The sequence below is a fragment of the Campylobacter concisus genome (assembly GCF_002913765.1).
Lineage (GTDB): Bacteria > Campylobacterota > Campylobacteria > Campylobacterales > Campylobacteraceae > Campylobacter_A > Campylobacter_A concisus_BB.
Genome location: NZ_PPCH01000005.1, coordinates 71,134 through 85,442, shown reverse-complemented (window position 1 = coordinate 85,442; position 14,309 = coordinate 71,134). Strand labels below are relative to the sequence as shown.

At 39.6% G+C, this 14,309-nt stretch carries 15 protein-coding genes; 8 read left to right on the top strand and 7 right to left on the bottom strand.

Translation table 11 applies throughout. The features are described 5' to 3' along the window. Nucleotides 1-275: 275 nt before the first annotated feature. From CYO89_RS00620 to mqnE, 5 genes are read right to left on the bottom strand one after another with little or no spacing between them, the layout of a single operon-like run. Nucleotides 276-962, bottom strand: coding sequence for a pilus assembly FimT family protein (locus CYO89_RS00620; protein WP_103596776.1), 687 nt, complete (start codon nt 960-962; stop codon nt 276-278). 3 nt (nt 963-965) lie between these two features. Continuing rightward, nucleotides 966-2,183 (bottom strand): ArnT family glycosyltransferase, encoded by a 1,218-nt coding sequence (locus CYO89_RS00615; RefSeq protein WP_103596775.1) that lies wholly within the window; start codon nt 2,181-2,183, stop codon nt 966-968. A 9-nt stretch (nt 2,184-2,192) separates the two neighbouring features. Then, nucleotides 2,193-2,633: a phosphoribosyltransferase gene (locus CYO89_RS00610; protein WP_012001533.1), complete on the bottom strand. Its 441-nt coding sequence runs from the start codon at nt 2,631-2,633 to the stop codon at nt 2,193-2,195. Between the two features lie 12 nt (nt 2,634-2,645). Beyond that, nucleotides 2,646-3,938 carry an NCS2 family permease gene (locus tag CYO89_RS00605; protein ID WP_103596774.1) on the bottom strand — a complete coding sequence of 431 codons (1,293 nt, stop codon included), beginning with the start codon at nt 3,936-3,938 and terminating at the stop codon, nt 2,646-2,648. A gap of 11 nt (nt 3,939-3,949) precedes the next feature. Continuing rightward, nucleotides 3,950-5,014, bottom strand: a complete 1,065-nt coding sequence (gene mqnE / locus CYO89_RS00600; RefSeq protein ID WP_103596773.1) for an aminofutalosine synthase MqnE — start codon at nt 5,012-5,014, stop codon at nt 3,950-3,952. A gap of 110 nt (nt 5,015-5,124) precedes the next feature. Here mqnE and CYO89_RS00595 point away from each other — a divergent pair, with 110 nt between their 5' ends. The 6 genes from CYO89_RS00595 to CYO89_RS00570 all read left to right on the top strand — a co-directional run bounded on the left by CYO89_RS00595 (nt 5,125) and on the right by CYO89_RS00570 (nt 11,669). Beyond that, nucleotides 5,125-7,623 carry an HD domain-containing protein gene (locus CYO89_RS00595; protein ID WP_103596772.1) on the top strand — a complete coding sequence of 833 codons (2,499 nt, stop codon included), beginning with the start codon at nt 5,125-5,127 and terminating at the stop codon, nt 7,621-7,623. 3 nt (nt 7,624-7,626) lie between these two features. Then, a complete protein-coding gene (gene glmS / locus CYO89_RS00590) occupies nt 7,627-9,438 on the top strand; it encodes a glutamine--fructose-6-phosphate transaminase (isomerizing) (protein WP_004317812.1) in 1,812 nt (603 codons plus the stop codon). A gap of 128 nt (nt 9,439-9,566) precedes the next feature. Continuing rightward, nucleotides 9,567-10,361, top strand: coding sequence for a CsgG/HfaB family protein (locus CYO89_RS00585; RefSeq protein ID WP_012001529.1), 795 nt, complete (start codon nt 9,567-9,569; stop codon nt 10,359-10,361). Nucleotide 10,362: 1 nt separating this feature from the next. Further along, on the top strand, nt 10,363-10,788 hold the full coding sequence (locus CYO89_RS00580) for a gamma-glutamyl phosphate reductase (RefSeq protein WP_087583718.1): 426 nt from the start codon (nt 10,363-10,365) through the stop codon (nt 10,786-10,788). Between the two features lie 45 nt (nt 10,789-10,833). Beyond that, a complete protein-coding gene (locus CYO89_RS00575; protein WP_103596771.1) occupies nt 10,834-11,268 on the top strand; it encodes a DUF4172 domain-containing protein in 435 nt (144 codons plus the stop codon). Continuing rightward, nucleotides 11,265-11,669: a Fic family protein gene (locus tag CYO89_RS00570; RefSeq protein ID WP_103596770.1), complete on the top strand. Its 405-nt coding sequence runs from the start codon at nt 11,265-11,267 to the stop codon at nt 11,667-11,669. The genes CYO89_RS00575 and CYO89_RS00570 overlap by 4 nt, the downstream gene beginning before the upstream one ends. 38 nt (nt 11,670-11,707) lie before the next feature. Here the strand turns inward: CYO89_RS00570 and CYO89_RS00565 are convergent, their stop codons facing one another. Both CYO89_RS00565 and CYO89_RS00560 read right to left on the bottom strand, forming a co-directional pair. After that, the gene (locus CYO89_RS00565) at nt 11,708-12,202 is read right to left on the bottom strand and encodes a hypothetical protein (protein WP_021085907.1); all 495 of its coding nucleotides are present in this window, start codon (nt 12,200-12,202) and stop codon (nt 11,708-11,710) included. Nucleotides 12,203-12,213: 11 nt separating this feature from the next. Next, complete coding sequence (locus tag CYO89_RS00560) at nt 12,214-13,413, bottom strand: tetrahydrodipicolinate N-succinyltransferase N-terminal domain-containing protein (protein WP_103596769.1); 1,200 nt, start codon at nt 13,411-13,413, stop codon at nt 12,214-12,216. A gap of 98 nt (nt 13,414-13,511) precedes the next feature. On the opposite strand from CYO89_RS00560, the gene CYO89_RS10480 reads away from it, so the two are divergent. After that, entirely contained in the window at nt 13,512-13,709 is a 198-nt protein-coding gene (locus CYO89_RS10480; protein ID WP_258032481.1) for a hypothetical protein, read from the top strand. Next, nucleotides 13,696-14,172, top strand: coding sequence for a DUF1440 domain-containing protein (locus CYO89_RS00555; protein ID WP_258032480.1), 477 nt, complete (start codon nt 13,696-13,698; stop codon nt 14,170-14,172). Before CYO89_RS10480 ends, CYO89_RS00555 begins: the two co-directional genes overlap by 14 nt. The last annotated feature ends 137 nt before the right edge of the window (nt 14,173-14,309 follow it).

Below are 14,309 nucleotides of genomic sequence, written 5' to 3'. Positions count from 1 at the left end.
AAAAAACTTTTAGTTTTTATATTAGTTTGTCTAATCTATTATTTAATCATAATAGACTGGCTCAATCGATCACTTGTTTAGATTTCAAAGATTGACTAATAGTTTAACAATTGTAAGTTAAAAGAACAACGATAAAAAGAAAAGGCTTTATTAACGGTGAAGTTAAAGGTGGTTTCTCGTTTCGTGAGCTGGAATTATATATGAGGGATGCTTAAATGCAGATTAAAAAATAGCAGCTTTTTGAAAAAAATCAAAAGCTCAAAATTTGATCAAATTTAACTATTTTCTTTTATAGATGCAAAGCCACTTTCTTTTTCTATAGTAATGGTTGTTTGATTGCCGCGTTTATCAGTTATTGTTATACTGCAATCTTTTTTAACAAGTCTATCGTATGGTCGCTTTATACCACCACCAACGGTGCTTATTGACCACATCGGTCGTCCCATTTCATCAAAAGCGATTTTTTTCTTAGCATTTCCTTTTACACATCCGCCAGACAGAGTTACATCTGTTATACCAAATCTTTTTTCTATATTTAGCTCTTTGTTTATCTTTTTGCAGTCACTATCTGACATACCACTCCAGCCAGCTGTTAATAACTTTCCAGTCTTATAAATATCACTTGCAAATTCATCTTGCGAATTTGGATTTCCGGTCATACTTTTATCATAATAAACACTATATTTCCAAGTTTGCTCATTATTTTTATCGACCGAACAGCCATCTACTTTATCTTTTGCAAAAGCTATCGTCCAGCGCTGTTTTGCCCATCCTTTTTCGGTAATAGAATACTTATCATCCTGCATAGCGAGATGTTGAGTGTATCTTATATGAGTTAGGATCTGATTTGCAGCTTCTCTTGAGGCATTTCTATTTAGTTTTGGGATCATAATGGCAGCTAAAATTCCAACAACAACAATAACAAAAATAAGCTCTATCATCGTAAAAGCTCTTTTTTTCATAGCTTATCGTTCCTTGATATTGAAATTTGCAACTACTTTTCCCATTTTTTCTATACTAAATTTCGATTTTTCATCTAAATCGGCACTTGCTAATAAATTTTTAGAGTAACTTTTTGTTTTTATCCCATAAAATTTAAGCCTTAGTGCAAGCCTTGTATCATCAGTCGCAATATCTTGCACTCCAGCCTCTTTTAGCTTATCTGCCAGCTCTTTTGCCACATCAAATTTATAAGTGAGATGTTTTGTAGGATCATTTAAAAAGAGGTAAAAAATTTGATTAAAGATGATCGCTGACCAGTTAAATATCAAAAAAAGCATCACTAAGCTAGTGCAAATTTTATGACCTTTTCTAAATTTTGGCAGTCTCACACGATATGAGTTAAAAAAAACTCTTACCATAAGTGGCGTTGCGATCACGCAAAATGGCAAAAACTGCTCAAGCTCCAGCCTTTGGCGCACAGAGACTATCATACAAAAGCAAAATGAGCAAATGGCGATAAACCACAAAAGATCCTTCTTCTCCTTAACCCAAATTCTATAAATCGTATATACAAAAAAGATAAAGACAAATGGCGAAAATACAGCGGCAAATATGCCAAAAGTATCGATAAAGTGCCCGCTTGGTCTGCCATTTGTTTCAAAGCCAAAAAAGTAAAGTGTCAGCAAAAATAAAATGGCGCTTAGCCAAGCAAGAGGTGGCTTTCTTTTGTAAAGTGCAAATATAAAAAATCCTGCATAAAATATCAAAAAATCGCCATCTATAAAAAAGGCTAGGCAGAAAAAGATGCCAAATAAAATTTTCTTTTTAATATGAAAAAGATATATGCACAAAAGCGCTAGAGTGATGCAAATTCCAGCGTTATTTATGATAAGTGCTGAAGCTAGCGTGCCAGGAAGCAGCACAAAAAGTAGAACTGCTATGATCCTGTCAAACTCGAGCTTAATGTAAAATTTACTAACCTTATACATCAAAACCACGCTTGCGATGTGAAAAAAGATCATCACGCCTCGCACAGCAAGGTCATTTTGACCAAAAAAATGGGTGCTTAGTTTTAAGATGTAGCTTAAAAGGCTGTGCTTTTGAAAGAAAATTTCAGCCTCATTGTAACTTACACTAAGAGAATTTGCCGCATAAAGTAAAAAAACAAAATCAATCAAACATATCAAAAATACGCTAAAAGCGATGTGTCTGCTAGCAAATTCTCTAACTCTTTCTAACAAATTTAGCCCTTAAATATGTATATCCCAGAAAAACTCAACCCAGTCATGAGCCTCTTTTACCTTAAATTCAGGCAAAAGCAGAGCCTTCTCTTTATAAAATACAGTCGCTATCTTTATATCTAAATTTGGATAGCGTTTAAGCAGCTCTCTTTTTATCTCAACCATGCTCTCGCCGCTATCGATGATATCATCAACAAGCAAAATTTTAGTGTATTTGCTAAGATCTGGCACGTTAAAAATTTGTATCGTATCAAGCTTGTTTGTATCCTCGTAGTGGATAGAATTTAAAGTAAATAAATTTCTATTTTCAAGCGCAACAGCTAGTGAGTGGCCAAGTGTTAGACCACCTCTTGCCACGGCTAGTATCACCTCTGGATCAAACTCATCTTTTATCTGTTTTGCCATTTTTTTAGCATCAACGGCAAATTCATCGTAGCTATAAAATATCATCTTTAATCCTTATCAATGCACTAAAAATACGATAAAACTAATGAGCGCTAGCACGACTACACCTAAATTTATATCGCTAAATTCTCTCTTTATGAGCTTAACTATGACGTATGACATAAAGCCAAATGCAAGGCCGTTTGTGATCGAGTAAGTAAGCGGGATGAGCACAACTATGAAAAATGTCGCAACAGCTATGGCTGGATCTTTAAAATTTATGCTAGCAAGCTCGGCAAACATAAGCACGCCGACCATTACGAGGATCGGATAGATGGCATTGCCAGGGATAGCTTTAAAAAGTGGCAACATAAATAGTGTAAGTATAAATAAAAGTCCGCAAAATACAGCTGTTAGACCAGTCCTACCGCCCTCTTCTACGCCGCTTGCGCTCTCTACAAACGATGTGGTCGTACTTACACCTACAAGCGAGCCAGCTGCAGTAGCAATAGCATCAGCTTCAAGGGTTTTTTCAAGTTTTACGACGCCATCTTTTTTATTTTCGTCAAATATCCCGGCCCTTGTACCAACGCCAGCTAGCGTGCCTATCGAGTCAAAAAGATCGGTCACAAAAAATGTGATAACAACTGGGAGTAAAGCTAGGCTAAACGCACCTTTTATGTCAAGCTCTAAAAATATCGGTGAGATAGAGGCTGGAGTTGAGAAAATTTCTGTTGGATGAGGAGCGATGCCAAGCACCCAAGCTATCACAGAAGTGACAAGCACGGCTAGGATAAACGCGCCCTTTATCTTCCACGCCCAAAAGCAAATAACCAAAAATAGCCCCAAAACGCCAAGAAGCACGTTTGGATCTCTGAAATTTCCTATGCCAACCAAAACCGCGTCGTTATTTACGATAAAGCCCATTTGCTGAAACGCGACAAAGCTGATAAATGTGCCTATGCCAGCGCTTATCGCTCTTCGTAGGTCAAGTGGGATGGACCTTATTATCCACATTCTAAAATTTGTAAAAGACAAGACAACAAATATCACGCCGCTTAGAAAAACAACGCCAAGAGCCGTTTGCCAAGGCACTTTCATACCAATGCAAAGACCAAATGTAAAATAAGCGTTAAGCCCCATGCCAACGCTCATCGCAACTGGCGTGTTCGCCCAAAGGCCATTTAATACAGTAGAAAATATGGTAATTAGTGCAGTTGCCGTTATTAGCGCCTCATAAGGCATGCCAGTTTTGCTCATAATGATCGCATTTACCGGCACGATATACATCATCGCCAAAAATGTCGTAAGTCCCGCTCCAAATTCCTGCTTCACACTCGTTTTGTTTTGTGCTAAGTCAAAAAATTTCACCCCAAGCTCCTTTAGTAAATTTTAAGTTCGTTATATAAGCTATCACGCTCAACCGGCGTAAAACCAGATGTTTTTATGAGATCACAAAATGTCTTTAGTTTGACGCCATTTGCGCTGTTTGCGCCGGCTGCACTTTGGATACTCTCTTTTTCTATCGTGCCATCAAGATCATCAGCGCCAAATTCCTGAGCGATCATCGCTAAATTTAGCGTCGAAGTAGCCCAGTAGGCCTTTATGTGTGGGACGTTATCAAGCACCAAGCGAGATATCGCCATAGTCTTTAGAATTTCAGCTGATCCTAGAAATTTAACATCTTTTAAATAGTTATTTTCTCTTTGATAGACAAGCGGGATAAACGCGTTAAATCCACCAGTTTCGTCCTGCAAGTCTCTGATCCTTAGCATGTGATCGATCCTGTTATCGCGGCTTTCTATGTGGCCAAAAAGCATTGTAGCGTTACTTTGCTTGCCTTTATCGTGCCACATTTTGTGAATTTTGAGCCAGTTCTCGCTACTTACTTTACCTTTGCAAATTTTAGCCCTTACCTCTTCGTCAAAAATTTCAGCCCCACCCCCTGGCATGCTATCGACGCCGTATTCGAGCATCTTTTCTATCACCTCATCGTAGCTTAAGCCGTAATGCCTTGATAAAAAATCAATCTCAGCTGCCGTCATCGCCTTTACGTGAAGCTCTGGATGAGCTGCCTTTATCTTTTTAAAAATTTCTAAATACCACTGCCAACCGCTAGTTGCGTTGTGGGCGGAGACGATGTGTATCTCTTTTACGCCGTGGCTAACGCTCTCATCAACGATCTTTAAAATTTCTTCGTGGCTCATTAGGTATGGATTTGGATTTTTTCTGTGGGCTGAAAATGCGCAAAATTTACAGATGTCAGCACAGATATTTGTTGGATTGATATGGCGATTTACGTTAAAAAAGACCTTGTTGCCGTGCAGTTTTCTGCGCTTTTTGTCGGCAAATTTAGCCAAGGTAAAAAGATCAAGCTCATAAAGCAAAAAAGCCTCTTGCTTGCTTAATCTCTCGCCACTTTCTAGTTTTTGTAATAGATTCATTATTTGTATCGTCCTAAAGCTGAACTTAAGGCTTTATTATAAGCAAATAAAGCTTTGTTTTTGCAAAAATTATGTAACATTTGCCAAGATATTTTTAACAATGGAAACACTAAATGCTAGCTGATAAAAGTGCCAAAAATAGCGATAATTATTCAAGGATCAAAGAGAAATTTCTTGATTTTAAGGCAAATTTGCCAAAACATTTTCAAAAAAATCAAGGCAGAAATTTCACAAATTTCTTAGCCAAAGAGTATGATGATTTTATAAAATCTTATTTAAATGAAACTATGCGAGAATTTTTTGATGAGTTTGTACCACAAAATGACAGCTTTGCTTTTAGCGTTCTAGCCACTGGCAAATACGCTCAAACGCTACTTAGCGCAAATAGCGAGCTTGAAATTTTGCTAGTTTATAAAAATTTAAAGGGCTATAATATAAAAAATTTCTTAAAAGAATTTTCTGAAATTTTAGATAGCTCTGGCATAAAATTTGTGATAAAAATTGCCGAAGTGGATGAAATTTTTATAAATTTCAAAGATGACCTTAAATTTAAAAGCGAAACCTCGCAACTTCGCTACATCTGCGGCTCAAAAAGCCTCTACCGCCTAGTAAAAAGCGAGATCGTAAAGATAAAAGAATTTGATAAAAAAGCCTTTTTAAACTACCATTTAAAGGCATTTTTGCCATTTTCTAGCATAAGCTACTTGGCACAAGAGCCAAATTTAAAAAGTGGCTTTGGCGGGATCGATGAAATTTACCGCTTAAACTGCATATTAAACTGCCTTGATAGCGACGTTTCAGTTAGATCGCAAGCTCTTAAAGTGATGAATGAAAAAGAGATCGCTAGTTTTAACCTAAATGTGGATTTTTTACTAAGCTTGTTAAGTGCTTTAAATTTAACTCAAAACACCGATACGTTCAGCGCTTCAAGTGTCGAGATCACGACAAATTTTATGCAGACAAAGTCAAAAAAGCTTCAAGACAACGAAAGCGTCATCAGCCAAAAGATGCTAAGCTCGATGAATAACGTAGCCATCTATTCAAGATTTATCGCAGCTTCGCTTTGCAGGCCATTTTTCAAAAGCGAGCTAAGCTTCGAGCAGAGAAAATTTGCTAGGCTGAAAAATGGCTTTTATGAGATAAATGGCGTCATCTACGTGCCGCTTCACAAAAAGCCAGCCCTTATCGAGGATCTCATAAATGAGCTTTTAGAGCTAAAAGATGTGGATTATAAATTTGATATAAGCGCGATCTTTTATATCAAGCGAGCCATCATCACAAAAGATGGCTTAGAACGCGCTATAAGCGAGTTTAAGAAGATATTTTTAAGAGAAAATTCCTACGCTATCTTAAAATCCTTGCTCGATGCGCAGATGATACAAATTTTGATAAAACCGATGGAGCACATCTCCCAGCTAGCAGAATATGACGGCTATCACGAATTTACGGTTGATGAGCACAGCATCTTAAGTGTCAAATTTCTTGAAAATATAAAAGATAAATTTATAAAAAATCTCTACACTGAGCTTTGCTTAGAGGGCAAAACGATGCTTAAGATCGTGACGCTCATGCATGACGTAGGCAAAGGACTTGGCGGCAAAGATCACGCAAACATCGGCGCAAACATCTTTAGAGCCTACGCGAACAAGCTAAATTTAAGCCAAAAAGCTATCAACGTCGGCGTCATCTTGATAAAATACCACACCCTAATGAGCAACGTCTCAAACAGAGAGGACATCTACTCGCAGCGCGTCATCTTTGCCTTCATCTCAAAGCTTGGCGACAAGCAGATTTTAAAGCTACTTTACATCCTTAGCTACTGCGTGATAAACGCCACAAATGAGAGGCTTTACAACGCCTACACAGCAAAGCTTTTAAGAGAGCTTTATGAAATTTCTCTTAGCGCATTTAGCGATGAAAATTTACTTGATGAGGCGACAAGGCGGGTAAAAAAAGAGCAGTCTATAAAACGAAATAGCGAGTTTTTGGCGCTTGAGCCAAAGCTTCAAGAGAAAATTTTTAAGATCACATCAAATTTGGTCTTTACAAAATATAGCGCGAGCGAGATCATAAATTTAAGCAAGGTAGCTGATAGCTTAAACGAAACCGAAATTTTCATAAACAATACTAAAAATTTAAGCATTCAAATTTATACCAACAAGAGCCTAAATTTAAGCGCCCTGCTCTATGAATTTGCTAAATTTGACCTTGCGTATATGGAGATATTTGAGCTATTTGAGAAGAAATTTTATATCAGGCTTGACTTTAACCAAAATGTAAAAAATCATGAGCTTGAAAACACTAAAATTTTAGCCCTAAAATCCCTAAATAGCGAGGTTTTAAGAGAGCCTTTGAAACCAAATATTAACAAAGATGAGATAAACTTCGAGCTAAATCACTCAAAAGATTACGCCAAACTTAGCATCAACGCAAAAGATCAGCGCGGGCTAATGGCTTATGTGATGAGTGTTTTTGACAGGCTTCATTTTCAAGTCACGAGTGCTAGAATTCAGACGGTTAAAAATAGAACGAGAAATCTCTTTTTGATCGAGAAAAACGAGCGACTTGAGAGTAAAGGCGAAGAGATATTAAATTTATTAATAAGCGAGTAAAACATGTGTGGAATCGTAGGATACATCGGAGATAAAGAGAAAAAAGAGGTCATTTTAAGCGGGCTAAAAGAGCTTGAGTATCGTGGATACGACAGCGCTGGCATGGCTGTGATGAGTGATGGCAAGATCGACTTCTTTAAAGCGGTCGGCAAGCTTGAAAATTTAGCCCTAAAGACAAAGGACTTCACCTCAGAAGGTTTTGGCGTGGCGATAGGTCACACACGCTGGGCAACTCACGGCAAACCAACTGAGATCAATGCCCACCCGCACCTTGGCGAGCACTCATTTGTCGTTCACAACGGCATCATCGAAAACTACAAAGAGCTTAAAGATGAGCTTGAGGCAAAGGGCGTGAAATTTGTCAGCCAAACCGACACCGAAGTGATCGTGCACCTTTTTGAGGAAATTTTAAAAGAGAAAAAAGACCCATTTAAGGCTTATGAGGCGACTATCGCAAAGCTTAGAGGCGCTTATGCGACACTACTTATCACTAAAACTGCACCTGATAAGATATTTTTTGCAAAAGACGCCGCTCCTATGGCGATAGGCAAAAGCGACAAAAAAGAGCTATATTTTGCCTCATCAGATGCCCCACTTATTGGCAACGCAACAGAAGTTGCCTACCTTGATGATAACAACTACGGCTACGTGAGCTTAGACGAGATAGCTGTTTTTAAACACGGCAAAAAAGCTAGCATAACATTTAATGCACTGCCAAAAGATAAGAGCTATGCCCAAAAAGAGGGTTATACATTTTTTATGGAGAAAGAAATTTACGAGCAAGGCGCAGTCGTATCTGAAACCATCATGGGCAGGGTCAAAAACCACAAAGTCACCCTTGAAAATTTAGACGATGAATACCTAAAAGGCATCGATGATGTCGTGCTTTGTGCGTGCGGTACGAGCTACCATGCAGCGCTTGTTGCAAGCTATCTGTTTGAAAGGCTTGCCAAAGTTAGAACAAAGGTCGAAGTGGCAAGCGAATTTAGATATAGAAAGCCTTATCTAAACAAAAACTCGCTCTTCATCGTCATCTCGCAAAGTGGCGAGACAGCTGACACTCTTGAGGCGCTTAGGATAGCAAAAGAGGCTGGGCTAAGGACACTTGCGATTTGCAACGTCGATAACTCATCTATCGTTAGGCTAGCTGATAATACACTTCTAACTCGCGCTGGCATCGAAAAAGGCGTGGCAAGTACAAAAGCCTTTGCTACGCAGATCATCGTGCTTTGGATGCTTGTGCTTCAAATGGCATCTGCAAAGGGATCTATCAGCAAAAAAGAGCTTGATCACGAGATCAAAACGCTTCTTCACATCCCACAAATTTTAAATATAGATAACTCTTTGCAAGAGAAGCTGCATCGCCTAAGCAAGCACTATTTGCACGGTCATGGCTTCTTCTTTATCGGTAGAGATATCTTCTATCCGCTAGCACTTGAAGGTGCGTTAAAACTTAAAGAAATTTCATATCTTCATGCCGAGGGTTATCCATCAGGCGAGATGAAGCACGGACCTATCGCACTTGCAGATGAGAAGCTATTTACGATCGCTTTAATGCCTCAAAACTTACTATATGAAAAGACAAAGAGCAACGTCGAAGAGCTTGCTGCAAGAGATGCTTACATCCTAGCGATCAGCCCACTTGAGTTTGAACTAAGCGATGACTACGTAAAAACAAGCGTTCAAGATCACTATATGAGCGAATTTTTCGAGATGATGCTAGTGCTTCAGCTACTTGCACTTGAAATTTCCGTTAGACTTGGCAACAATGTCGATATGCCAAGAAACCTCGCAAAAAGCGTAACTGTCGAATAATTTATGTGGCTGGCATCTTGCTGGCCGCTTAAATTTTACTTTTATATTTTTATTTTAAAATTTAAGTTTTCACAAAATATTATTTTCTTATAATATTTGCACTTCTAATTACATTAAAAAGGATCTTCATGAAAAAGAGATTTTTAGCATCTAAGGTCTTTAGCAGCGTTGCCGCTCTTTGTTTATTTGCTGGATGCGCTAGCAGCAATAGCGGTGTAACTGGTGCCGCAGCAGGAGATACAGCCAAAAATGCCAACACGAAAATCGAGCGTTGCAGCCAAACGCTAGGAACATTATCTTTTTACGAGGATCAAAGTAGCTCATGGTACTCATATCTAACTAGAGATTATCAGCTTGGCTCAACAGTGCCGGTGCTAAGGATCTTAGCTCAGCAAACTGGCTGCTTCGTCATCGTCGAGCGTGGCAGAAGCATGGATAATATGATGCAAGAGCGCGCGCTTGAAGCTAGTGGCGAGCTAAGAAAAGGCTCTAAATTTCACAAAGGTCAAGTTGTAGCGGCTGATTATACCATGCAGCCAGAGATCACATTTAGCAAAGAGGATACTGGCGGCATCAGCGGACTTGTAGGCGCTGTCTTTGGCAACGTTGCTGGCAAGGTAAGCGGAGGCTTTTCAAAGAGCGAAACACAGACATCTTTGCTTCTCATAGACAACCGCTCAGGCGTACAGATCGCTGGCGCAGTCGGCAGTGATAGCAACTTTGACTTCTTTGGCATGGGCTCAAATTCATTTTCACGTGTGAGCGCTGGACTTGGTGGCTACACAAAGACACCAGAGGGCAGGATGATCGTAAATGCCTTTATGGACGCGATGAACCAACTTATAGTCGCGCTAAAAGACTATAAAGTCCAAAATGTAAAAGGTGGTCTTGGCAAAGGCGGAAATATAAAAATAGGAGACTAAGATGAAATTTATAGCCATTTTGTTTTGTACATTTACGATGTTGCTAGCTGCAAACTATACTAAAAAGATAGAGATCGGGCTTTGCAAACTTATAAACGAAAGAGAAATGGCTAAATTTTACGGCGATACAAGAAACTACGACGCCCTTAGTAAAAAGATAGACGGATATAAATTTCGTTTTGGCTTGAAAGATTTTGACGAGGATAGTTGCCGTATGAGTGGTTACTATCCTGTTGATCCAAACTATGCACCATATCCGCCTAACTACCGCCCATACTATCAAAATGAGTACGAAAGATTTGATAGATTTCAGCGTGGTTACCGTGGAGGCTACTACAACGACGATGACTACGACGATGGTTTTGAGCGCGGATATAGACGTGGCTACAATGACGCTAGAAGAGAGTATAGAAGACCTTATAGATAGGCAAAAAGCCACAATCTTTAAAGAAATTTGATGCAAAACCTGTAGATATGGCAACATCCTAACTATCCAAATTTTTCTTTCGATAAAAGAACAATAGACACCCTTGCAAATAGGCTAGAGCAAGAACACAAAATTTTAAAAGAGATAACAAGCAAGACCAGCAGAAACGATCTTTTAAAGGTGCAAATTAACGCCCTAGAAGATGAGATCTCTTACTCATCTCTCATAGAGGACGAAAGACTAAAAAGATCAAGCATTCGCTCATCGGTAAAAAAGAGACTAGATGAAAATTTTGACTGGCTAGCCGACACCCATGCGACTAGACACAGTGATAATCTAGTCTCGCTAATGCTTGAAGCAAATTTAAACAAAGCTCTCATAAACTTCGAGCGGTTACATGGCTGGCACAATGCCTTGTTTGTATATAGCCATAGCAAAATTTACAAGATAAAAGAGCTAAATTTAGAGATGATGAGATGAGCGTCGTTTCAGGTCCTTCAAAAAATGTGCAAATCCACTACGAAGCCTTGCCAGCAGAGCGCGTAGAAGACGAGATGAGAATTTTTTTAAATTTCATCAATAAAAATCACGAAAACACCTATGTAAAAAGTGCCTTAGCACACCTTTGGTTTGTGATCATCTATCCTTATGATGGCGGCAACGGACGCATGGCAAGGGCTTTGGCGCACTACTGCTTGGATGGCAAGAGCATTGAGCCATTTTCTATCTCCAGTGTTATTTATGCAAATAAAAAAGATTATTATGAAATTTTAGAGCAGATAACAAAGCTTGAAAATAATTTAAACTTTGACTTCACAGCGTGGATAAAGTGGCATCTAAAGGCGGTAAATAGCGCCATAAAACAAGCCATAAGCTCATAAAAAGATAAAATTTCTATCAAATTTAAGAGCCAAAGCCCTTAAATTTTATCTTTAGTTAGGATTTTTGCGAGCTGCTCTTTGATCTCATCATCAAATTCGCTAACGCTTATCACACCCCTGCTCTCGCACATCTTAGCGTCATTTACCTCGCAGTAGCCGCTCAGCGCGTTTTTATATCCGCCCCTTATGCAAGCTTCTCTGTCTTCTAAAAATCCAGCCCCGCCAAGGATGAGCACACCAAGGTCAAAGCCGATCTTAAATTTCGCGCTCGCTGAGCTTTTTATCCAGCTTAAAAATATCTCATCATACCTTAGCCCAAGCGCTCCAACGCCATCTGGCACGACCAAGATATCCACGCCGTAAAGGCTTTCAGCGTAAATTTCAGGATGAAGCCTGACGCCAAATTCATCGACTATCTCAGGCTTTAGGGCGTAAGTTTTGATGTTAAAACCTTCAAATTTATGCAAAAAATCATAAATTTTGGCAAAGCTTAACAAATTTATCTTGTCAAACATCAAAATGCCAACTTTCATGTTAGCTCCTTTTAATGAAGTGCCTCATTTAGCTTAATCGCCCTTTTGCTCGCGCTTGCAGTGATCTGACCTGTTTGGCTATTTTGTCTAAAATGAAGCCCATTTAGCCCGCCAAGCTCAAGCGCTTTGTAAATTTCAGCTTCAAATTTAAAGCTAGGATTTAGCTTAGCTAGCTTTTCGCGCTCGCTTGCCGAGATATAGACCTTTGTGCCCTCAAGCACCGCTATGCCAGCATCCACGATGCAGTTATCGCCAAGTGGCACGCCAGTAACTGAGTTTGCGCCAAGCAAGCAGTGTTTGCCGATGCTTACAGGGTTGCCGTTTGTGCCGCTTAGCACGCCAAGTATGCTAGCTCCGCCGCCAACGTCACTGCCCTCGCCCACGACAACAGAGCTGCTAACCCTGCCTTCAACCATCACGCCACCAGTTGTGCCTGCGTTAAAGTTGATATAAGCAGCCCCTGGCATGACGACTGTGCCAGGATGCACAGCAGCGCCCATGCGAACCTTGGCAGCGTCTAAAATTCTCGTGTTGTCAGCTGGGATGATGTGACTTAAAAATCTTGGGAATTTATCCACGCTCACGATCGCTGGATACTCGCCAAACATCTTTAGAGAAATTTCATTTTCTCTTAGCCACTCAAGCTCGATCGGGATGTTTTGACTAGTCCATGCGACATTTGGTAGCACCCCAAAGGCTCCATCAAGCATGATCGTCCTAGGTGCGACCTTGCCAAGTGAGATCAAGTAGAGCTTGAGATAGACGGCCTCCACGCTAAGTGGCTTTGCGTCATCGAACAAAAATACAAGCTTAAATTTATTCTCATTTAGCTCAAGATCATCCTCAAATGCCATCTTCACAGCGTGTAAATTCTCTACATTTTTATGCGATTTTATATCTTTTTCAAAGACACTAAAGAGCTTGCTAGCCTTTTTTGCTACCTTTGGCGTGAGATCAGTCACGAACTCGGATGCACCAAAATCAACCTCAACATCGCACTTTTGCAAGGCGTAGATAAAAGCAGCTGCGCTTAAAAAGCTCTCTTTATAATTTACAACGGCAAAGCTTGCTTGCAAAATTTTGTCGCTATTTTTTTGTCCGCGATCGACCCTTGCGATGCCAAAAGCAACTGGATCTTTGTAGCCATCTTTTTTTCTAAATTCTTCAAAAAATTCCTTAAATTCGTTTGCGTCTTTAAACTCTTTAGACATCTATTCTCCTTTAAATTTTTTCTTAGTCTAGCCAAAAATGGCTAAAAATTTTATGATTTTAAAGCATTTTGGTTTTGATAAATTTATAAATTATAATAATGATTAACCTTATCATAAATAAAATAGAAAATAAAATGCCTCAAATTTTACAAGGAGACAAAAAGTCAAATTTAGCTACCAAACCAAAATTTGCCTTAGCTGCGTTGATCGGCCTCGTCGCTGGCGTAGTTTCAGCTTTTGTCAAGTGGGGCGCAGAAGTGCCACTTCCGCCAAGAAAGTCCTATGGATATGTTTAACGCAGCTTGCGGACCAGAAAGTGCCATCAGAGCGGCTGATGCGATCGACTGCTCTAGAAATTTTCTAAATCCCCCTTATGTGTTTTTGAGAGATTATGTCGGTATCACCGATCCAAATGCCACTATCTACGAGTTTGCAGGGCATGCCTTTAACTACGTGATGCTAACGCACATCATATTTTCAATAGTCTTTGCCGTTGGCTACTGCGTCGTGGCTGAGAAATTTCCAAAGATCACGATGTGGCAAGGCGTGATGGCTGGTATCTTAGCAACTATCGCGGTTCACGGCATCTCACTGCCGCTTCTTGGCCTCACTCCGCCACTTTGGACACTTCCTTGGTATGAGTATGTCTCTGAGTTTGTGGGTCACATGGTCTGGTTTTGGTCGATAGAGATCATCCGCCACGACCTAAGAGCTAGGATCACAAAAGAAAAAGATCCAAGCGACTGCTGCAAAGCTTAGCTTATAAATTTGCTGTTTTGGGCGAAAAAACCTAAGACAGCAAATTTCTTCATCCAAATAAAATCCAGCGCCTATTAGATCGCAGTCGTGTCGATGAAATTTATCTGCCTAAAAACAAAATTTCATCATTTTTTGCA

Excerpts from the sequence above, each read along its gene's own strand:
- CYO89_RS00620 (WP_103596776.1), bottom strand. The coding sequence starts at position 962 with ATGAAAAAAAGAGCTTTTACGATGATAGAGCTTATTTTTGTTATTGTT.
- CYO89_RS00610 (WP_012001533.1), bottom strand. The coding sequence starts at position 2,633 with ATGATATTTTATAGCTACGATGAATTTGCCGTTGATGCTAAAAAAATG.
- CYO89_RS00595 (WP_103596772.1), top strand. The coding sequence starts at position 5,125 with ATGCTAGCTGATAAAAGTGCCAAAAATAGCGATAATTATTCAAGGATC.
- glmS (WP_004317812.1), top strand. The coding sequence starts at position 7,627 with ATGTGTGGAATCGTAGGATACATCGGAGATAAAGAGAAAAAAGAGGTC.
- CYO89_RS00585 (WP_012001529.1), top strand. The coding sequence starts at position 9,567 with ATGAAAAAGAGATTTTTAGCATCTAAGGTCTTTAGCAGCGTTGCCGCT.
- CYO89_RS00580 (WP_087583718.1), top strand. The coding sequence starts at position 10,363 with ATGAAATTTATAGCCATTTTGTTTTGTACATTTACGATGTTGCTAGCT.
- CYO89_RS00570 (WP_103596770.1), top strand. The coding sequence starts at position 11,265 with ATGAGCGTCGTTTCAGGTCCTTCAAAAAATGTGCAAATCCACTACGAA.
- CYO89_RS00565 (WP_021085907.1), bottom strand. The coding sequence starts at position 12,202 with ATGAAAGTTGGCATTTTGATGTTTGACAAGATAAATTTGTTAAGCTTT.
- CYO89_RS00560 (WP_103596769.1), bottom strand. The coding sequence starts at position 13,413 with ATGTCTAAAGAGTTTAAAGACGCAAACGAATTTAAGGAATTTTTTGAA.
- CYO89_RS10480 (WP_258032481.1), top strand. The coding sequence starts at position 13,512 with ATGATTAACCTTATCATAAATAAAATAGAAAATAAAATGCCTCAAATT.
- CYO89_RS00555 (WP_258032480.1), top strand. The coding sequence starts at position 13,696 with ATGGATATGTTTAACGCAGCTTGCGGACCAGAAAGTGCCATCAGAGCG.